This window comes from Synechococcus sp. BO 8801, assembly GCF_002252675.1.
GTDB lineage: Bacteria > Cyanobacteriota > Cyanobacteriia > PCC-6307 > Cyanobiaceae > Cyanobium.
Genome location: NZ_NQKY01000003.1, coordinates 202511 through 221659, shown reverse-complemented (window position 1 = coordinate 221659; position 19149 = coordinate 202511). Strand labels below are relative to the sequence as shown.

Annotated in this window: 15 protein-coding genes; 8 read left to right on the top strand and 7 right to left on the bottom strand. The window is 70.4% G+C overall.

Annotated elements, in window-relative coordinates; all coding sequences use genetic code 11:
* Window positions 1–9: 9 nt before the first annotated feature.
* Window positions 10–3549, bottom strand: coding sequence for a bifunctional diguanylate cyclase/phosphodiesterase (locus CJZ86_RS04065; RefSeq protein ID WP_094584661.1), 3540 nt, complete (start codon window positions 3547–3549; stop codon window positions 10–12).
* 171 nt (window positions 3550–3720) lie between these two features.
* Complete coding sequence (locus tag CJZ86_RS04060; protein ID WP_198960069.1) at window positions 3721–4761, bottom strand: ligase-associated DNA damage response exonuclease; 1041 nt, start codon at window positions 4759–4761, stop codon at window positions 3721–3723.
* Window positions 4762–4870: 109 nt separating this feature from the next.
* On the opposite strand from CJZ86_RS04060, the gene CJZ86_RS04055 reads away from it, so the two are divergent.
* Complete coding sequence (locus CJZ86_RS04055) at window positions 4871–5956, top strand: class I fructose-bisphosphate aldolase (protein ID WP_094584659.1); 1086 nt, start codon at window positions 4871–4873, stop codon at window positions 5954–5956.
* A gap of 34 nt (window positions 5957–5990) precedes the next feature.
* On the opposite strand, the gene nadA is transcribed toward CJZ86_RS04055, so the two are convergent.
* The gene (gene nadA / locus CJZ86_RS04050; protein ID WP_502690416.1) at window positions 5991–6956 is read right to left on the bottom strand and encodes a quinolinate synthase NadA; all 966 of its coding nucleotides are present in this window, start codon (window positions 6954–6956) and stop codon (window positions 5991–5993) included.
* Between the two features lie 68 nt (window positions 6957–7024).
* Between nadA and CJZ86_RS04045 the strand changes: the two genes are divergently transcribed.
* From CJZ86_RS04045 to CJZ86_RS04035, 3 genes are all read left to right on the top strand, one after another.
* The gene (locus CJZ86_RS04045) at window positions 7025–7900 is read left to right on the top strand and encodes a TIGR04168 family protein (protein WP_094584657.1); all 876 of its coding nucleotides are present in this window, start codon (window positions 7025–7027) and stop codon (window positions 7898–7900) included.
* Window positions 7894–8994: a hypothetical protein gene (locus CJZ86_RS04040; RefSeq protein ID WP_094584655.1), complete on the top strand. Its 1101-nt coding sequence runs from the start codon at window positions 7894–7896 to the stop codon at window positions 8992–8994. The genes CJZ86_RS04045 and CJZ86_RS04040 overlap by 7 nt, the downstream gene beginning before the upstream one ends.
* A gap of 300 nt (window positions 8995–9294) precedes the next feature.
* On the top strand, window positions 9295–10050 hold the full coding sequence (locus tag CJZ86_RS04035) for a glycoside hydrolase family 24 protein (RefSeq protein WP_094584654.1): 756 nt from the start codon (window positions 9295–9297) through the stop codon (window positions 10048–10050).
* Between the two features lie 4 nt (window positions 10051–10054).
* Here CJZ86_RS04035 and CJZ86_RS04030 read toward each other — a convergent pair whose 3' ends face one another.
* Entirely contained in the window at window positions 10055–10960 is a 906-nt protein-coding gene (locus tag CJZ86_RS04030; protein WP_233133825.1) for a TPM domain-containing protein, read from the bottom strand.
* Between the two features lie 55 nt (window positions 10961–11015).
* On the opposite strand from CJZ86_RS04030, the gene CJZ86_RS04025 reads away from it, so the two are divergent.
* Both CJZ86_RS04025 and CJZ86_RS04020 read left to right on the top strand, forming a co-directional pair.
* Complete coding sequence (locus CJZ86_RS04025; RefSeq protein WP_094584652.1) at window positions 11016–12194, top strand: class I SAM-dependent methyltransferase; 1179 nt, start codon at window positions 11016–11018, stop codon at window positions 12192–12194.
* Between the two features lie 200 nt (window positions 12195–12394).
* Complete coding sequence (locus CJZ86_RS04020; RefSeq protein WP_233133824.1) at window positions 12395–12556, top strand: DUF8642 family protein; 162 nt, start codon at window positions 12395–12397, stop codon at window positions 12554–12556.
* 6 nt (window positions 12557–12562) lie between these two features.
* Here CJZ86_RS04020 and CJZ86_RS04015 read toward each other — a convergent pair whose 3' ends face one another.
* The 3 genes from CJZ86_RS04015 to recQ all read right to left on the bottom strand — a co-directional run bounded on the left by CJZ86_RS04015 (window position 12563) and on the right by recQ (window position 16792).
* Window positions 12563–13657: a DUF4912 domain-containing protein gene (locus tag CJZ86_RS04015; RefSeq protein ID WP_094584649.1), complete on the bottom strand. Its 1095-nt coding sequence runs from the start codon at window positions 13655–13657 to the stop codon at window positions 12563–12565.
* A gap of 138 nt (window positions 13658–13795) precedes the next feature.
* On the bottom strand, window positions 13796–14935 hold the full coding sequence (aroB, locus tag CJZ86_RS04010) for a 3-dehydroquinate synthase (RefSeq protein WP_094584647.1): 1140 nt from the start codon (window positions 14933–14935) through the stop codon (window positions 13796–13798).
* 27 nt (window positions 14936–14962) lie between these two features.
* Window positions 14963–16792, bottom strand: a complete 1830-nt coding sequence (gene recQ, locus CJZ86_RS04005; protein ID WP_094584645.1) for a DNA helicase RecQ — start codon at window positions 16790–16792, stop codon at window positions 14963–14965.
* 82 nt (window positions 16793–16874) lie between these two features.
* Between recQ and CJZ86_RS04000 the strand changes: the two genes are divergently transcribed.
* Both CJZ86_RS04000 and CJZ86_RS03995 read left to right on the top strand, forming a co-directional pair.
* The gene (locus CJZ86_RS04000; protein ID WP_094584644.1) at window positions 16875–17771 is read left to right on the top strand and encodes a carbohydrate ABC transporter permease; all 897 of its coding nucleotides are present in this window, start codon (window positions 16875–16877) and stop codon (window positions 17769–17771) included.
* 92 nt (window positions 17772–17863) lie between these two features.
* Window positions 17864–19147 (top strand): ATP-grasp domain-containing protein, encoded by a 1284-nt coding sequence (locus CJZ86_RS03995; protein ID WP_353615209.1) that lies wholly within the window; start codon window positions 17864–17866, stop codon window positions 19145–19147.
* Window positions 19148–19149: the final 2 nt, after the last annotated feature.

Sequence of the window (19149 nt, the reverse complement as noted above, 5' to 3'; positions counted from 1 at the left end):
GCCCCAGGTTCAGAGGGCGACCACCCGGTGGCGGCCGGCGGCCTTGGCTGTGTACATGTTGCGGTCGGCCCGCCGGAGGAACAGATCCGCATCCTCCCCGGCCCCGTGCAGGGCGATGCCGATCGAGAACGAGGGCTCGAGGGTGGCGTCACTCCAGGTGATCGGCTCGCTGATGCTGGTCTGGAGGTCTTCGGCGAAGGCGATCGCATCCTCCAGATGCTCGATCCCCTCCAGCAGCAGCAGAAACTCATCACCGCCGATCCGGCCGGCATGGTCACCACGGCGGGTCCGGGCCTGGATCCTGCGGGCCACGGTTCTCAGCACCGCATCACCGCAGGCATGGCCATGGCGATCGTTGATGCCCTTGAAGCCGTCACAGTCGCAGAAGAGCAGGGCCAGGGGCTGGGCGCTGTGGGCTCGTTCATCCAGGAGCAGCCGCTCCAGCCGCTCGAGGATGGCGGCGCGGCTGCAGAGGCCCGTGAGGGGATCGGTGTTGGCGCGCTGCAGCAGCAGGCGTTCCTCCAGGACCTGCTCATCCACCGGCTGGAGCGTGATCACATAGCCATGGGCCAGGCTCAGGGGGGCCCCGACCGGATCCACCTCGCCACTGGTGTCGACCCCCTGGGTATCGAGGCTGCGCAGCTGGTCGCCGTCGAGCCTGCGGACGCTCAGCTGCACCCAGCTCCAGCCTCCGCCGGGATCGGCCAGCCGCAGACGGCCCTGGCGGATCGGGCCCGACTCCGCCAGCCACTGGTCGAGATCCACCGGCCCGGGTGGCTCCTCGGCGGAGGCGAACAGATCCCGGAACCTCCGGCCGTGCCACTGCTTCTGCTGCCAGCCCGTCATCGGCTGCAGCGACGGCGACACCCACACCACCTGCTGGTGGTGGTTCAGCAGCAGCATCACATCGACGATGTTGTCGGCGAGCAGTCGGTAGAGGGCCGCCACATCCGCCAGGCTGCGGGCGGCCTGGTCCTGCTCGGTCACATCCCGCCAGGTGACCGCGAGCATGCCGCGCTCCGGGGTGATCTCGATGTCGAACAGGCGACGGCCCGTGGCCATGGGCCCATCGGTGGCGGCAAAGCCACTGACGGCGGTGGGGACGTTGCGCATGGCGGCATCGCCATACAGATCGATCAGGCCCTTCTGGCCCATCGACGGGCTGATGGCCAGCAGGGTCTGGCCCAGGATCGCCTCGCGGTCCTGCTGCAGGTGGGAGCAGACGGCTCTGTTGACATCCAGAACCCGGAAGTCTTCGATACTGCCGTCATGGCGATGGACCGACTGCAGCAGCAGAAAGAAATCGCGGCTGGCGTCCACGGCCGTTCGCAGCAACGTGAGCTGCTCGAACGTGCCGGGCAGATGGGCCCCATCCGTCGGCAGGCTGGACGGGGCTTCGCTGCCCTGCGGCGCGCTCGACCAGCGCTCCGGGGGAGGCATCACGGCGGCGTCCGGATTCAGGAGCAGGGCCTCGAAGGCCTCCGGTTCCAGTGGAGGGCCGCACAGGAAGCCCTGGAAGCAGTCGCAGCCAATATCCTGCAGCATCCGGCGCTGCTCCTCGGTCTCCACCCCCTCGGCGGTGCATTCCATCCCCAGGCCATGGGCCAGGGCGATGGTGGTGGCCACGATGGTCTGATCGACGGGGGAGGTCGCCAGCGCCTGCACGAAGGTGCGATCGATCTTGAGCCGATGGACCGGCAGGGTCCGCAGCAGTTCCAGGGAGGAATAGCCGGTTCCGAAGTTGTCGATCGCGATCCGGAACCCCTGATCGGCCAGCACCCGCAGCTGTTCACGGGCCAGCAGGGGATTGCGGATCAACGCCGTTTCCGTGATCTCGAGTTCCAGCTGCTCCGGCCGCAGCTGGTGCTCCGCCAGGGTCTCCAGCATGGCGCCGATGAAGCGCCCGTCCGGCAGCTCCAGCTCCCGCGGGGAGACGTTCAGGGCCAGTCGCGGGGGGCGGAGGCCCGCCGCCTGCCAGTCGCTGATCCGCTGGGCGGTCTGACGCAGGACCCAGGGGGAGAGCTGCAGGATCAGACCGCTCTCCTCGGCCAGCGGCAGGAAATGGCTGGGCGGTACCGAGAGGCTCAGATGGTTGGTCCAGCGCAGCAGGATCTCTCCGCCGGCGAGCGCGTTGGATGGGGTTCGCTGCGGTTGAATCAGCAGCCGGAACTGTTCGCGATCCAGCGCCTGGGAGAGCTGCAGGCTCAGCTCCATGCGCTCCTGAATCTGGCGGCTGATCGTGCTGGAGTACGCACACACCTGAAGGCTTCCCTGGGCCTTCGCCTTCATCAGTGCCGTGTTGGCGCACTGGATCAGCGTCCGGCTCTCCTGGGCGTGCTCGGGATAGGTGGCGATGCCCACGGAAAAGGTCGGGTCGAGGGGCAGGTCCTTCAGTAACGGCTGCTGCTGGCCCCACGCCTGCTGCAGACGACGGGCGGCGCCCATGGCATCACCGATGGAGCGGACTCCCTCCTCCATGAGGATCAGAAACTGGTCGCTGCCCAGCCGCGCCAGCCAGTCGCCCGGGCCGATCAGATCCCGCAGCCGGCCGGCCATGGCGCGGAGCACCCGATCGCCGACATCGGATCCGAAGTGGTCGTTGATGTCCCCGAAACCATCCACATCCAGGCTCAGGACCGCCATCGACGCGTTGTAGCGGCGACCGCTCAGGCGTCGGTTCAGCTCCTCCAGGGTGGCGAGCTTGTTGGGAAGTCCGGTGAGGGGGTCGCAGGAGCGCTCGCCCGCCACAGCCTGCATCAGGGCCTGCTCGCCGGTGACATCCCTGAGGGTCCCCACCATGCGCGCCGGCGCTCCGCTGTGGTCGTAACTGAGGTGACCCACAGCCTCCACCATCACCTCCGTGCCGTCCCCGAAGCAGAGCCGATGGCAGCTGCGGAACACATCGCCCCGGGTGACGGCTCGCCGCACATCCATGTGCCAGCGGAGCCGGTCGTCGGGATGCACCAGGGCGCCGTAGTCCCGGAGCGAGGTGTGCTCACCGCTGCGCTGGCCTTTGCAGAGGCGCCGGGTCTGCTCCGACCAGCGCATGCGGCCGTCACTGAAGCGCAGATCCCAGACACCGATGCCGCTGATCGAGGATCCCTCCTCCAGCAGGGAGAGGGTGTCGGCGAGTTGGATTTCCCGATGGCGCTGCTGGGTTTCGTCGCTGACGCAGCTCACGATCAGTTGCTGCCCGTCGATCTCCAGGACACGGCTGCGGACGATGACATCGCGGATGGAGTCATCGCTGCAGCGATGACGGGTGTGCATGGTCCCGCCGCCGGCGGCGATCAGCTCGCGGCGACGCTCGGCCACCCAGGCAGCGTCGTGATCGGGATCGGCCTGGATCGCTTCCGGGGACAGGGCAAGCAGTTCCGGGATGCTGTACCCCAGATGGGTGTGGGCTGAATCATTGCAGGCGAGAAATTCGCCGCTCAGCGCATCGGAGGCGAGCAGGTCGGTGTCGGTGAGGTCGGCGATCAGGCAGAAATCGGCCAGGCGATCGTGGAGGGTCGCGATGTGGTCTGCCGATCCCCCACGTTCACCCATGACGCCACCGTCCCTTCCTGAAGAACGCTAAAGGCGAGCTGCCCCCGTCACCCCGGACCTTCAACAGTTATTGATTCCCTCGCCGCCCATACTGCGGTTCCATCGCGAACATTCAGTGGTCCTTGATCTCTTCAAGGCTTCAGGCCGGTAATGCTTCAGGCCGGTAAAGCTTCAGCCTGGCAAGGCTGCGGCCACCTCTCCCTCCTCGTTGCGCTGCCCCTCGAAGGCCCGCCCCAGGGGGTCCGCCGCCAGTCCCATCTCCTCGCGCAGGTAGCGGGCCAGTCCGTCGCTGTTGCCGTGGGTGACGTAGATCTGCCGGGCGCCGCAGTCGCGGACCGTGGCCAGCAGCCCGTCCCAGTCGGCGTGGTCGCTGAGGGCGAAGCCCCGCTCGAAGCCGCGCCGCCGCCGCGCGCCCCGCACCGCCATCCAGCCGCTGACGAAGGCGGTCTGGGGGGTCGTGAACCGCCGCATCCAGGGCGAGCGGTGGGCCGAGGGTGGCGCCAGCACCAGGCGCCCCGCCAGTGCGGTGTTGCGGGGGAGTTCGCTCAGCGGTCGCGTCGGCGGCAGCACCACGCCCTGGCTCCGGTAGGGCTCCATCAGCGCCTGCACCGCCCCGTGCAGCAGCACCTCCTCCTCCACCCCCAGCGCCGCCAGCTCCGCCAGCAGTCGCTGGGCCTTGCCGAAGGCGTAGGCGAACAGCACAGAGGGGCGGTGGGGTGCCCCGCGCCACCAGGCCAGGATCTCGGCGGCCACCCGGTGGCCGGGCCGCCAGCGGTAGATCGGCAGCCCGAAGGTGGCCTCGGTGATCAGCACGTCGGCGCTCACCGGCTCGAAGGGGTCGCAGCTGGGGTCGGCATCGCGCTTGTAGTCGCCGCTGATCAGCCAGGTTTCGCCGCCGGCGGTGATCCGGATCTGGGCCGAGCCCAGCACATGGCCGGCCGGATGGAACGACACCAGGGCCTCGCCGATGCGGCGCTCCTGGCCATAGGCCACCCCCGTCAGTTCGATGCCGGCCCCCAACCGCTGGCGCAGCACGCCCTCACCAGGGGTCGCCGCCCAGTAGGCGGCGCTGCCGGGCCTGGCGTGGTCGGCATGGCCGTGGGTGATCAGGGCCCGGCTCACCGGTCGCCAGGGGTCGATCCAGGCCGCCGCCGCCGGGCAGTAGAGCCCCTGGGGGGTGAGCTGGAGCAGGCCGTCGGGCGGCAGGGCCATGGCGCGCTGGTGCCGCTGCAGGGGGATGGCGGCATCCTGGCGGCCCCGGGCCCATTGACGGCGTGCGGGCTCACCACTAGCCATGGGGACAGCCGTCGCCCCTGGCCCGATGTCACTCGACACCCATCGCGAGGAGCTGGAGGCCACCGCGGCCGCCCTGGCCCGGCCGGGCACCGGCCTGCTGGCGGCGGACGAATCCACCGGCACGATCGGCAAGCGCTTCGCGGCGATCGGCGTCGAGAACAGCGAGGAGAACCGCCGCGCCTACCGCACCCTGCTGGCCACCACCCCCGGACTCGGAGAGACCATCAGCGGCGTGATCCTCTACGAGGAAACCCTCTACCAGGAGGCGGCCCCGATCCCGGGCCGGCCGGCCGGATCGATCGTCGATCTCTTCAAGGAGCAGGGGCTGGTGGTCGGGATCAAGCTGGATCTCGGTGTCGAGCCCCTGGCCGGAGGCCTGGCCGGCGAGACCTGGTGCACGGGCCTGCGGGGGCTGCAGGAGCGGGCGGCCCTGGCCTACGCCCGCGGTGCCCGCTTCGCCAAATGGCGGGCCGTGCTGCGCATCAGCGCTGACGGCTGCCCCTCGGAGCTGTGCGTGCGCGAGAACGCCTGGGGGCTGGCCCGCTACGCCCGCACGGCCCAGGAGGAGGGCCTGGTGCCGATCGTGGAGCCGGAGATCCTGATGGACGGCGACCACGACATCCTCACCACTGCGGCGGTGCAGGAATGGGTGCTGCGCAGCGTCTACGAGGCCCTTGGCCGCAACGGCGTGTTCCTGGAGGGCACCCTGCTCAAACCCTCGATGACCCTGCCAGGCGCCGAAGGCTCCGACCGTCCCGGCGCCGCCCAGGTGGCGGCCTACACCGTCCGCACCCTGCGCCGCAGCGTGCCCCCGGCCGTGCCGGCGATCCTGTTCCTCTCGGGGGGACTGGGGGAGGAGGAGGCCAGTGTCCTGCTCTCGGCCATCCATGCCGCCGACCCGGGCGCCCCCTGGCACCTGGGGTTCTCCTACGGCCGGGCCCTGCAGCATTCCTGCCTGAGTGAATGGAAGGGGAGCGACACGGCGGCGGGCCAGGCGGCCCTGCTGGCCCGCGCCCGGGCCAACGGCGCCGCGGCCCGCGGGGCCTATGTGGCCGGCTCCGAACCCTCCGGTGATGCCGGCTCGCTGTTCGTGGCCAACTACAGCTACTGAGCCGCTGCCGAGTCCAGGGGTCCGGGCCGGCCCCTCAGGCGCTCATCGCCAGCATGCGTTCGATCGGCACCAGAGCCCGCAAGCGGATCTCCTCGTCGAGCTCGATGGCCGGCGCCATGGTGTGGAGGCATTGCCACAGCTTCTCGAGGGTGTTCAGCCGCATGTAGGGGCAGGCGTTGCAGCTGCAGCCATCGGCCCCGGGCACCTCATGGAAGGTCTTCTCCGGTGCCCGCCGCCGCATCTGATGGAGGATGCCCGGCTCGGTGAGCACGATGAAGGAGGGGGCCGGGCTGGTCTGGGTGCGCTGCAGCAGCTTGCTGGTGGAGCCGATGAAGTCGGCCAGATCGAGCAGGTGCTGCTGACACTCCGGATGGGCGATCACCTCGGCCTCGGGGTGTTCCTGGCGCAGGCGCAGCAGGGCCTGCTCGCTGAAGGTCTCGTGGACGATGCAGCTGCCGGGCCAGAGGGTGAGCTCCCGGCCGCTCTGGCGGGCCACCCAGCGCCCCAGGTTCTGGTCGGGGGCGAACAGGATCGGGCGATCGGCCGGCAGCTGCTGCACCAGGTGGACCGCGTTGCTGCTGGTGCAGATCAGGTCGCTCTGGGCCTTCACCGCCGCGGAGCAGTTGATGTAGCTCACCACGACGTGGTCGGGGTGGTGCCGGCGGAAGTCGGCGAAGGCATCGGCCGGACAGGCGTCGGCGAGGCTGCAGCCGGCTTCCAGGTCGGGCAGCAGCACCGTGCGGCCAGGATTGAGGATCTTGGCGGTCTCCGCCATGAAGTGGACGCCGCAGAAGACGATCACCTCGGCGTCGGTGCTGGCGGCGCGGCGGGAGAGCTCGAGGGAATCGCCGATGAAATCGGCGCAGTCCTGGATGGCGTCGTCCTGGTAGTAGTGGGCCAGGATGATGGCGTTGCGCTCGTTCTTGAGCGTTTCGATCGCGGTGGCCAGCTCAGCACGGGGCGGGCAGGCCTCAGGGCTGGGTTGGGGCGTGTGGGTCAGCGTCTGCGTGAAGACCAACCGATGCCCCTTCTCATGCACGATGATCCCACTCTAGGAAGCGGTCGGTATTGGCTGAGCTGAACATCGCCATCGCGGGGGATCTGCACGACCAGTGGGATCGCAGTGACCACGACGTGCTGGATCGGATCCGTCCGGATGCCCTGCTGCTGGTGGGCGACCTCAGCGACGGCAAGTGCCGCATCCCCGAACTGCTCGCCACCCTGGAGCTGCCGATCGCCTGCGTGCTCGGCAACCACGATGCCGGCAAGGACGGCAGCGGCCGCACCCTGCGCCGCCAGCTGGAGTTGCTCGGCGAGCGGCACTGCGGCTGGGGTCTGAGGGAGCTGCGCCCTCCCGGGCTGGCGGTGGTGGGCGCCCGTCCCGGCACCGCCGGCGGCGGCTTCCACCTCTCGAAGGCGGTGCGATCGGTCTACGGACCGGTGGGCCTGCAGGAGTCCGCCGAGCGCATCAGCCGGGCGGCCCTGGCCGCCGATCCCCAGCTGCCGCTGATCCTGCTGGCCCATTCCGGCCCCAGCGGCCTGGGCACCCAGGTGGACGACCTCTGCGGCCGGGACTGGAAGGCACCCGCCTGCGACTGGGGGGATCAGGATCTGGCCCTGGCGGTGGACCAGATCCGCCGCCGCCGCCGCCTGCCCCTGGTGGTGTTCGGCCACATGCATCACGCCCTCTGCCATCACCAGGGGGAACGGCTCAGCTTCCGCCGCGACGCCCAGGGCACCGCCTTCCTCAACACCGCCTCTGTTCCCCGCCACGGCGTGGATCAGCAGGGACGGGCCCTGCGTCACTTCAGCTGGGTCGTCTTCTCAGACGGCGATCTGCGCCACATCAGCCACCGCTGGTACGGCATCAACGGCGCCCTCCATTACGAGCAGACCCTCTGGACGGCGTCCCTGCCGGCGGCGGGGGTGCTGAGTCCTTGCTGATCCACGCCTGCGTCAGCAGCCATGGCTTCGGCCACGGATCCCGCACGGTCTCGGTGCTCTCTGAACTGGCCGCCCTGAGGCCCGACTGGCGGCTGGTGGTCTCCACCGGGCTGCCCCAGGGGTTCCTGGAGCTGTCCTTCGGACGTGTGCCCTACGAGCTGCGCCCCTGCCGCTGGGACGTGGGGGTGATCCAGGCCGATGCCCTCGGAGCCGATGCCGTCGCCACCCTGGCCGCCCTCGAGCGGCTGGAGGAGGAGCTGCCGGCGCTGGTGGAGCGCGAGGCCCGCTGGCTGGAGGACCAGCGTCAGCCGGTCCTGGTGCTGGGGGATGTGCCTCCGGCGGCGGCCCTGCTGGCCCGTCGACTGCAAGTGCCGCTCGTGTGGCTGGCCAGCTTCGGCTGGGACGTGATCCATGCCCCCATGGGCCCGGCCTTCCGTCCCTGGGCCGATCGCCACCGGCAGCTCTACGGCCAGGGGGATCTGCTGCTCCATTGCCCCCTGTCCCTGCCGATGGACTGGGGGGTACCGGAGGTGCGGCTGGGCCTGACCTGCTCCCGGCCCCGGCTCGATGGCGAACGGCTGGCCCGGGAGCTGGACCTGCCGGCGGACCGGGAGCGGGTGGTACTGGTCAGCTTCGGGGGGCTCGGCATGGCGATCGACCCGGCGCTGCTGGCCCGCTGGCCCGAGCATGTGTTCATCGGGCCGGAGCCGCTGCTGGCCACGGTGCCCAATGGCCGTTGCCTGCCGCCGGGGGTGCGCCCCCTCGACCTGATGCCCCTGGCCGGACGGCTGATCACCAAGCCCGGCTACAGCAGTTTCTGCGAGGCCTTCAGCCAGGGGGTGGGCATCCATCTGGTGCACCGGAGCGGCTTCGCCGAGGCGCCGGTGCTGGAGGAGGACCTGCGCAACCACGGCTGGCACCGGCTGCTGAGCCAGGAGTCCTTCCGCCGCGGCGACTGGGAGCTGGACCAGCCCCTGATTCCCCCCCGGCGCGGCCCCCTGGCGGACGACGGGGCGTCCACCGCCGCACGGACGCTCGTGACCTGGCTGGAGGGACGATCAGCACTGCCTATGGGGCAGGCCTTCAGGATTTGATCATCTGTTCATCGAATCCGGGAGATATCAGTCCCTGGCTGTAACCGGAATGCAAAACGTCATTCTTGATACAAGTAGACAGTTGTTCGACCGTCACAAATAAGGAATCGATTCTGCTGATTCATCGGCAAATTACCGCCAAGTCTCGGCGGCATGAATTCAATTACTCTGCCACGGGATCACTGGTTCTTCCTGTTGTCGTTCTCCAGAAGACCTGGTCACACCAAGCGCATCAAGCCGGATTGACTCTGTTGTTACTGCAACGGGTCTTCCCCCACTTGTCCTTCACGACCTCTCCTCTTGCCGAACCTTCAGCGCACCCCCCTGCTTCTCGCCCTCGCCGGACTGGGTCTGAGCCTGGCCGGGCCAGTCAGGGCCGCCGAGGGCTCCCAGGGCTGGGGGGCCAGCAGCGCCGCCTCCGCCGGCCCCACGCGGGTCGCGATGCTGACGCCGCTGCCGGCCGCCCCCCGGGTCTTCGCCATCACCCCCGAGCGGCGCGCCCTGCTCAACACGATCCGCTACGCCGAGGGCACCTGGGCCAATGGCCATGAAATCGGCTACCGGATCCTCTTCGGCGGCAGCCTGTTCGACTCCCTCGAGCGCCATCCCAACCGCGTCATGCGCACGGCCCGCTACGCCAGTGCCGCCGCCGGCGCCTACCAGTTCATGCCCCCGACCTGGGACATGGTCACCCGGGCCCTCGGCGTGCGCGATTTCGGACCGGAGTCCCAGGACCAGGCCGCCCTGTTCCTGGTGCAGCGCCGCGGTGCCCTGCACCTGGCCGACCGCGGCGAGCTGAGCTCCGACCTGGTCGCCCGTCTCGCTCCCGAGTGGGCCTCCTTCCCCACCCTGGCCGGCCGCAGCTTCTACGGGCAGCCCGTGAAGCGCCTGAACGACCTGCGCCGCTTCTACGAGCAGAACCTGGCCCAGCTCCGTCGGGAAGCCGCCGCCGTCTGGGAGGACGTGGCCATCCGTCAGGTGCCCCCGGCCTGCAGCGACGAGAGCCTGTCCTGTCAGCTGGAGCGCGTCAGCACCCCCGCCACTTCCGCTCCCTGAGCACTCAGCCTTCCCCCTTGCCCTCCAGCCGCACCCCTCCGAGGGTCTTCTGGGCGATCAGGTAGGCCAGCACCGCCGCTCCGAGGAAGCCCAGCACGTTGCGCAGCAGCGGCAGCACGTCGTGGGTGCGCGTGATGATCGGTCCCATGCCCAGGGCGACGAACAGGATCACCCACAGGGGCGAGAGCAGCAGCACCCAGGTCCACTCCACCCGTCGACCCTCCTGGCGGGGGAAGGCGGCGAACCCCACGATCAGCCCGCCCAGGATCGAGGTGCATAGGGTCAGGATCCACTGCTCCTGGGGCAGGCCTGGCACCACCTGGCAGCCGCCGATCGCCAGGCACCCCTTCACGGCGTGGATGGCGGAGAGGATCGAGCCGTCCTCGCCGTGGTCCCGCACATAGAACTGGTTGCCGTAGCGGGTCTGGAGTTCCACCCAGAAGGTGCGGGGCATCAGGGCGAACAGGGCTTCGCCCACGTTGAAGTTCAGCAGGTTGCCGCCGCGGGGATCGGCCACCAGCAGCAGGCTGCGCTCGTCAAGGTCCCAGAAACCCTTGACGGCCAGGCCGGGCGTGCGCTCGTACTGGGTCAGCACCCGCAGCTTCCAGCCGCTGGTGGCTTCGAAATCCTCGAGTTCGCTCTCCAGGGCGCCCCGCTCGCCATCGGTGAGGGCCTTGGCCAGGTCGATCACCGGGGTGGGGTGATCGGGCAGCAGCTGGGGGTTGTCCGCCGCCACGGCGGGGCCGCCGCCGCCCGGCAGCAGCCAGGTGGCGAGCACGAGGCAGACCGTGGCCAGGGCGGCCCCGAGCCGCCGCCCCAGGGGGCCGCTTCGCGCGGGCCTGCGCCGTTGCGGTGCCTGAACCGTCTCCGCCGTCACCGCCACCGATCCCGCTGCCCCATCTGCCGCCATTCGCATCGTTCCGTCGTCCATCGGTCAGCATTCTCACCGAGTCCCCCTACGCCGCGTGACCACGTCCCACCCCGGCTCCCCGGCGGCTCCTGACTGGCTGGCCCAGCGCCTGCGGGCGGCGGGCGGCTCGGTGCCGTTCCTTGACTACATGGAGTGGGTCCTGCACGACCCGGACCATGGCGCCTACGGCAGTGGCAGGCTCCAGATCGGCCCGGGAGGCGATTTCGCCACGGCCCCTTCCCTGGGGGAGGAGTTTGCCCGCCTGCTGGCCCCCCAGGTGGCCCAGTGGCTGGCCCAGCTGCCCGCTGACGAACCCCTGGCCCTGGTGGAGACCGGACCGGGGGAGGGGCAGCTGGCCCTGCAGCTGGCCGAAGCGCTCCACAGCGGCTGGCCCTCCCTGGCCAGGCGCACCGAGCTGGTACTCGTCGAGCCGAATGCCGGCATGGCCGAGCGGCAGCGCCGGCGGCTCGCCGCCTGCCCCCTGCCCGTGCGCTGGGCCGACTTCCGCACCCTGGCGGACGCCCCGGTGCGCGGGGTGGTGCTGGCCCACGAGGTGCTCGACGCCCTGGCCGTGGAGCGGTTCGAGCGCCGGGGTGGGCGCTGGTGCCGCCAGCGGGTCGTCCTGGAGGGCGACGGCCTGCGCCTGGAGGCCGGCGAGCCCCTCTCAGGGGCCCTGCTGGAGCCCCTGGCCGACCTTGGACTGCTTCCCCTCGATGAACGCCGCCCCGAGGGCTGGTGCAGCGAGCTCCATCCCGGTCTGGCCCCCTGGCTGGCCGCCTGTGGTGAAGCGCTCGCCCAGGGCTGGCTGCTGGTGATCGACTACGCCCACCAGGCCTGCCGCTACTACGCGCCCCAGCGCAGCAACGGCACCCTGATGGCCTACCGGCGCCAGCGGGCCAGCGACGACCCGCTGCAGGAGCCGGGCCACTGGGACCTGACCGCCCACCTCTGCCTGGAGAGCCTGGAGGTGGCCTCCCGGGCCGGAGGCTGGCAGACCCTGGGCGTTTGCCGTCAGGGGGAGGCCCTGCTGGCCCTCGGGCTGGCCCAGCGTCTGCATGGCCTCCAGCAGCAGAGCGGCACGCCGCTGGCGGAGCTGCTGCAGCGCAGGGAGATCCTGCTGCGGCTGGTGGATCCCGCCGGGCTTGGTGAATTCCGCTGGATCGCCCTGCGCCGCGACGGTGAGCCGCCGACCCCGTTGACGGAGCCCCTGTTCCTGCTGCCACCCACGGTGTGAACCCAGGGTTCCAACGCAACTGAGCGTTACATCTCAACGCAGCGTTACAACTCAAGCCTTCAACACCTCAACCGCCGCCGTTACATCCCCTCACAAAGGATTGAGCATTCCTGCTCAATCCTTCAGGCGCCATCAGGCGATGAGGTTAGGTTGAAAAGACTTCCAGAGGAGCGGCCATGGACAGGGTTCTGGGTGATCGCGTGGCTGATCGGGCTGCCGTTCGGTCGGCGGATCAGCTTGCTGTCAATGGCACCTCGAACGACGATCCCGTCGAGCGTTACTTCGCCTGCATCACCACCTGCTCCCTCGACGACGGTGAGTGCATCACCATCTGCACCGAGGAGTTGCGGGAGAGCCACTGAGGCTCCTCAGAACCACTCCGACTGGGCCTCTTCGCGCGGATTGACGTTGGCGTGGGGGGTGGTGCGGCGGAACTCCATGGTGATGCTGCGCTTCTGCTCGCCATCGGCCGCCAGGGCCTCGATCGGGTAGAGCTGCTGGCCGTCACGGAAGGGGACCTGCAGGCGGAAGGTGCCATCGGCGGAGAGGGGAACGGCCTCACCGCCGATGCTGAGGCTCGCCGAGGGGTCGGTGGCGCCGTAGACGATCAGCTCGGCGTCGGCCACCAGCCAGAAGGAGCGCTGGCGGGGGGCCACCCCACCGATGCCGGAACCGCTGCGGCCGGAGGCCCAGGGGCCGGCGCCGGAGGCGGACAAGGCACCGCCTGCGGCGAGACCAGCGGCGGAATCCATCTCGTGGAAGGCCTCCGAGCCACGGCCGAGGCGACGCCAGGGGCTGGTGGCGCTCTGGTAGAGCCGCTCGTGCAGATCGTTGACGATCTCCCGACCCGGCATGGCTCCAGGAGCCGGCTCGGCGGCGGGCGGCATGGAGAAGGCCACGAAGGGATCGGGCGTCGTCAGGGCCGGTCCGTCCAGTTCCGGCACATGGGCGGTGGCGGAGAAGGCCATGGAGATCCAGCCGCCACTGCCCCCCTTGCGGAAGCCCAGTTCCACCCTGTAGTCGCGTCCGGAGAGGGGAACCGGCAGATACCACTCGCTGGCCTGGCTGTCGACGACCACCTCCTGCAGGGTGTGGGGATGGGTGGATCCCCCATCGAGGCCCGTGACGTCGGCGACGCGCAGGCACAGCTGGGTGGCCCCTTCGGCCTGGGCCCGCTGGCGGTCGGCCGGCTCGATGAACCAGCGCACCTGGGACCACTGGGGATCACGGGGCACGAAGGCCACCCAGCTGGCTCCACCGCCGGTCTCCTGGGGCGCGGGGTCAGGGGTGGAGGGCGCCTGGGCCGGAGCCGCCGCCGCCGGAGGCTCCGCCACGGGAGCGGCGGATGGGTCGGGCTCAGCGGTCTCTTCCTGGCCGCCGAGCCCGATGGTTCGGGCCAGGGCACCGAGTCGTCGCAGGGGCTGGCTCAGGAAGTTGTTGAACCGGCTGGGACGACTGCTCATGGGCCGTGGTGAATAAAACCTTCCGGTGATGGTCTCCGATCCGGGGGGATCGCGCCTTCCCTGTCAGCGAAAGACCACGATTGAACCCCTTCCCTGCGGGGCATGGCCGGCAGGAACCCCCCGGATCGGGCCGCCATGTCAGGGGGCGCCGATCGAACTGGCGACCGCCAGGGCGGCCCTGATGGTGGCGGGTTCGACGTCGTCGCGGATCGTGACCGAGCCCACACCGGTGGGCAGCACGAAACGCACCTTCCCCTGGCGCACCTTCTTGTCCGCCTGCAGGGAGGCCAGCACCGCCTCCGGATCGAGGGCCGGCCAGTCCATGGGCAGGCCGGCGGCGGCGATCAGGCGTCGCTGGCGGTCCTGATCCGCCTGGCTCCACAGACCCATGGCCACGGCGATGTCGCCGGCCGCCAGCATGCCCAGCCCCACGGCTTCGCCGTGCAGCCAGGTGCCGTAGCCGCTGAGGTTCTCCACCGCGTGGCCCAGGGTGTGTCCGTAATTGAGGATCGCCCGCAATCCCCCTTCCCGTTCGTCCGCCGCCACCACGCGGGCCTTGGCGGCTGCCGAGCGCTCCAGCAGCCGCTGCAGGAGCACGGGGCCGAGGGCTTCCCGGCTGGCCAGGCCTCCGCGGGGGTCCCGTTCGGCGGCCGTCTCCAGATCCCGGAAGAGGATCCCGTCGCCGATGACGGCGTACTTGATCACCTCCGCCATCCCGGCTCGGAACTCCCGTTCCGGAAGGGTCGCCAGCACCAGGGGGTCGATCAGCACCAGCTTCGGCTGGTGGAAGGCGCCGATCAGGTTCTTGCCACCGGGATGGTTCACCCCGGTCTTGCCGCCGATGGCCGCATCCACCATCGCCAGCAGTGTGGTGGGCACCTGCACCACGGCGATGCCCCGCAGCCAGGTGGCGGCGGCGTAGCCCGCCATGTCCCCCACCACACCGCCGCCGAGGGCGACGATCAGGGAGCTCCGCTCCAGGCGGTGGGCGAAGGCGGCGTCGTGGATGGCGGCCACGGTGGCGGGGTTTTTCTGTTCCTCCCCGGCCTCGATCACCAGCGTCTGAACCACAAAGCCGCTGGCCTCCAGGCTCTGCCGCGCCAGGGCGCCATGGAACCCCTCCACGTCGGGGTTGGTCACCATCAGCACCCGGGTGCCGCTCTGGATTCCTCTTTCGAGCAGGAAGGACCCGAGGCCCCCGAGCAGGCCTTCACCGATCAGGATCGGGTAGGGATCGGCAGCGAGGGACACCGTGATGGTGCGGTACTCCTGCAGCACGGAGGAAGGGGCGAGGGTGGCCCGAGGCTAGGCCTGGGGCGACTGGCGCCGGACCACCTCCAGCACCGCCTCCCCGTAGCTGGCCAGCTTGGCGTTGCCGATGCCGGTGAGACCGGCGAGTTCCTCAAGGCAGGCGGGGCGGCGTTCGGCGATGGCCACCAGGGTGCGGTCGTGAAAGACCACATAGGGAGGCAGGCGCTGCTGCCGGGCCTGCTCCAGCCGCCAGGCCTTCAGGGCCGCCAGGAGTTCCGGATCGGCGGACTCCGCGCTGGCCCCTGGTGTGGCGTTCCCGGAGGGGCGCCCCCCACGCCGCTCCCGGGCCGGAGGCGGCAGCCGGACCTCAAGCCGCGACTCCCCCCGCAGCAGCGGCCGCACCAGGTCATCGGGGCCGAACTGCAGGCCGCCGTGGCCATCGGCGGCCGCCACCAGGTAGCCCCTGGCGGTGAGCTGGCGGAACAGGCTGCGCCACTGCAGCCGGTCCAGTTCCCTGCCGATTCCGTACACCCCCAGCTGGTCATGGCCGAGGCTGCGGACCCGGGCGGTGTCGCCCCCCAGCAGCACGTCCACCAGATGGGCGGCCCCGAAGCGGCCGCCGGTCCGGTACACGGTCGAGAGGGCCTTGCGGGCCGGCTCGGTCACGTCCACGCCCTGGTTCGGCTCCAGGCAGACGTCGCAGTTGCCGCAGTCGGCGCTGCCCGTTTCGCCGAGATAGTCGAGCAGGATCCGGCGGCGGCAGCCGGAGGTCTCGGCGAAGCCGATCAGGGAGTCGAGCCGGCCATGCTCGATGCGCTTCTGGGCCGGTTCGGCGTCGGACTCCTCGATGAAGCGGCGCAGCGGCGGTACGTCGGCGGCGCCGTGCACCATCCAGGCGATGGCGGGCAGCCCATCGCGGCCCGCCCGGCCCGTCTCCTGGTAGTAGGCCTCCAGGCTCTTGGGCAGGTCCACATGGGCGACGAAGCGCACGTCCGGCTTGTCGATGCCCATGCCGAAGGCGATGGTCGCCACCACGATCACGCCGCTGCCATGGCGGAACCGCTCCAGGGCGGCGCTGCGTGTGTCCGCCGCCAGGCCGGCGTGGTACGGCAGGGCGTCATGCCCCTCGGCCGCCAGCAGGGTGGCGAACTCCTCCACCCGCTTGCGGGTGCGGGCGTAGACGATGCCGGCGTGGCCCCGCTGGCTGGCGAGAAACTCCAGCAGCTGGCGTTTCGGCTCGCTCTTGTCCCGCAGCAGGTAGCGGATGTTGGGCCGATCGAAGCTGGCCAGGAACACCGCTGCCTGCTGCAGGCCCAGGCGCGCCACGATCTCGGTCCGGGTGCGGGGATCGGCGGTGGCCGTGAGGGCGATGCGGGGTACGGCCCCGAAGCGCTCGGCGAGCACCGCCAGCTGCAGGTACTCGGGCCGGAAATCGTGGCCCCACTGGGAGACGCAGTGGGCTTCGTCGATGGCGAACAGGGCCAGGGGCAGATCGGCGAGCCGCTCGATCAGATCACCGTTCAGCAGCCGCTCCGGCGACACGTAGAGCAGATCCAGCCTCCCGGCCTGCAGCTCCCGCCAGGTGGCCGCCGCCGCCTCGCCGCTCTCGGCCGAGTGCAGGGCGGCCGCCCGCACGCCTGCCTGCCGCAGGGCCCCCACCTGGTCCTGCATCAGGGCGATCAGGGGCGACACCACCACGGCCGTGCCCGGCCGGCAGAGGGCCGGGATCTGATAGCAGAGCGACTTGCCGCCACCGGTGGGCATCAGCACCAGGGCCGATCCCCCCGCGCAGACGTGCTCGACGATGGCGGCCTGGGGGCCGCGGAAGGCGTCGTAGCCGAAGACCTCCCGCAGCACCTGCTTCGGCGTCGGCGTTGGGGTCATGGGGAAAGGGGTGGGGCGGCACCAAGGGGGCTCCTGCCTCGGTTCCGATTGTGCATCGCCCCGGCTCCGGCAGGATGCACCCATGGCCCCACCCACCCCCGCCGCACCGGCTGCCACCCGCTCCGCCTGGGCGTTCCTGACCCCCGCCCTGGTGCTGCTCGCCGTGTCGGTGCTGATCCCGGCGGCCATGGCCCTGGTGATCAGCTTCACCCGGACCGGGCTGGATGTGGGCGAGCCGCTCACCTTCGTGGGCCTGGCCAACTTCCGCCGCCTGCTGGCCGACCCGATGCTGCTGCGGGTCACGGGCACCACCTTTCTCTATCTGGTGGGGGTGGTGCCGCCGATCGTGCTCGGATCCCTGGCCCTGGCGGTGCTGGTCAACCGACAGCTGCCGGGCATCCACTGGTTCCGTGGCGCCTTCTATACCCCGGTGCTGGTGTCGCTGGTGGTGGCGGCGATCGCCTTCCGCTGGCTCTACGCCGAGAACGGCCTGGTCAACGGCTGGCTCGGTGCCCTGCTGGGGGATCGCTTCTCACCGATCGGCTTCCTCACCTCCACCGGCCTGGCCCTGCCCTCGGTGATGCTCGTGACCCTCTGGAAGGGCCTCGGCTATTACATGGTCATCTTCGTGGCCGGCCTGCAGGGGATCTCCGCCGATCTCTACGAGGCGGCGGCATTGGATGGCAGCGAGGGCTGGCGCCGCCATCTGGACATCACCCTGCCCCTGCTGAGGCCCTACATCACCCTGGTGGCGGTGATCTCGGCGATCGGGGCCACCAAGGTGTTCGAGGAGGTCTACCTGATGACCCAGGGGGGGCCGGCCGACAGCACCCGCACGATCGTCTATTACGTGTACGACCAGGCCTTTTCCGAGCTGGAGATCAGCTACGCCTGCACCGTCGGGCTGGCCCTTTTCCTGATCGTGCTCCTGCTCAGCCTGCTCCGTTACGCCTTCGCCGCCGAGAACCCGCTCCAGTGATCCCCCGCTGAGCTCCCGCCTGGGACCCCAGGCGAGAAGGCATCGACGCTGTAGTGGCAGGCTGGTTTCCGCTTCGAGCCACCAACCCCAGGGTGCAGATCATCGCGGACCCCCTTTCCCAGACCACGCCGGCACCGCTGGATGCCATCGGCATCGTCGGCGGCGGCCAGCTGGCCTGGATGCTGGCCGAGGCCGCCCGGGATCTCGGTGTCGCCCTTCACGTGCAGACGCCCGGCGCCGAGGATCCGGCCACCCGCGCCGCCGCCAGCGTGGTGCTGGCGCCGGTCGAAGACGTGAACGCCACCCAGGAGCTGGCCGGCCGCTGCGGCGCCATAAGTTTCGAGAACGAGTGGATCCCGCTCGAGGACCTGCGGGCCCTCGAGGGGCCCGCCCTGCAGTTCCTGCCGGGTCTCGACGCCCTCCAGCCCCTGGTCAGCAAGGCGGGCCAGCGGCGGCTGCTTGGCGACCTGCATCTGCCCGCCCCCCGCTGGTGCCCCCTGGCCGATGTGCTCCAGCCGGAGCCGCCCCTCACCCAGGCTCGCGACGCGGATGGGCTGCCGCTGGTGGCTCCCCCGCGTCCCTTGCAGGCGCCGGCCCTGCCGCGTCTCCCTGAAGGCTTCGCCTTTCCCCTGATGGCCAAGGCCAGCCGGGGGGGCTACGACGGCCGGGGCACGGTTCCGGTGGCCGACCTGGGGGCCCTCGAGGAGCTGCTCGAGCGCGTCGAGCCGGACGACTGGATCCTTGAGGAACTGGTGGGCTTCGAGCAGGAACTGGCACTCGTGGCCTGCCGTGACCGGCAGGGGCAGGTGGCCTGCTACCCCCTGGTGCAGACCCACCAGCACAGCCGTGTCTGCGACTGGGTGCTGTTCCCGGCACCGGTGGACCATCGGGTCGAGGTGTTCGCCCGCAATGTGGCCGCTTCCCTGCTCACCGCCCTCGACTACGTGGGGGTGCTGTCGATCGAGTTCTTCTACGGGCGCTCGGGGCTGCAGGTCAACGAGCTGGCCCCCCGCACCCACAACTCCGGCCATCTGACGATCGAGGCCTGCCGCACCAGCCAGTTCGCCCAGCAGGTGCGGATCGTCGCCGGGCTGCCGATGGGTTCCACCGATGCCGTCGTGCCCGGGGCGCTGATGGTCAACCTGCTGGCGCCGGAGACGGGCGATGACGAGCAGCTCGTGCGCCGGCGGGCGCTGGAGGCGCTTCCGGGCGCCCATCTGCACTGGTACGGCAAGCGGGGCGGTGGGGTGGGCCGCAAGCTGGGCCATCTGACCCTGCTCCTGGATGGCAGCACCGCGGAGGAGCGGGAGCTGCAGCGGCAGCGCCTGCTGGCCGAGGTGCGGGCCATCTGGCCGCTCCCGCCCCAACCCGCCTAGAA

Excerpts from the sequence above, each read along its gene's own strand:
- CJZ86_RS04065 (WP_094584661.1), bottom strand. The coding sequence starts at position 3,549 with ATGGGTGAACGTGGGGGATCGGCAGACCACATCGCGACCCTCCACGAT.
- CJZ86_RS04060 (WP_198960069.1), bottom strand. The coding sequence starts at position 4,761 with ATGGCCCTGCCGCCCGACGGCCTGCTCCAGCTCACCCCCCAGGGGCTC.
- CJZ86_RS04055 (WP_094584659.1), top strand. The coding sequence starts at position 4,871 with ATGTCACTCGACACCCATCGCGAGGAGCTGGAGGCCACCGCGGCCGCC.
- CJZ86_RS04030 (WP_233133825.1), bottom strand. The coding sequence starts at position 10,960 with ATGGCGGCAGATGGGGCAGCGGGATCGGTGGCGGTGACGGCGGAGACG.
- CJZ86_RS04015 (WP_094584649.1), bottom strand. The coding sequence starts at position 13,657 with ATGAGCAGTCGTCCCAGCCGGTTCAACAACTTCCTGAGCCAGCCCCTG.
- recQ (WP_094584645.1), bottom strand. The coding sequence starts at position 16,792 with ATGACCCCAACGCCGACGCCGAAGCAGGTGCTGCGGGAGGTCTTCGGC.
- CJZ86_RS04000 (WP_094584644.1), top strand. The coding sequence starts at position 16,875 with ATGGCCCCACCCACCCCCGCCGCACCGGCTGCCACCCGCTCCGCCTGG.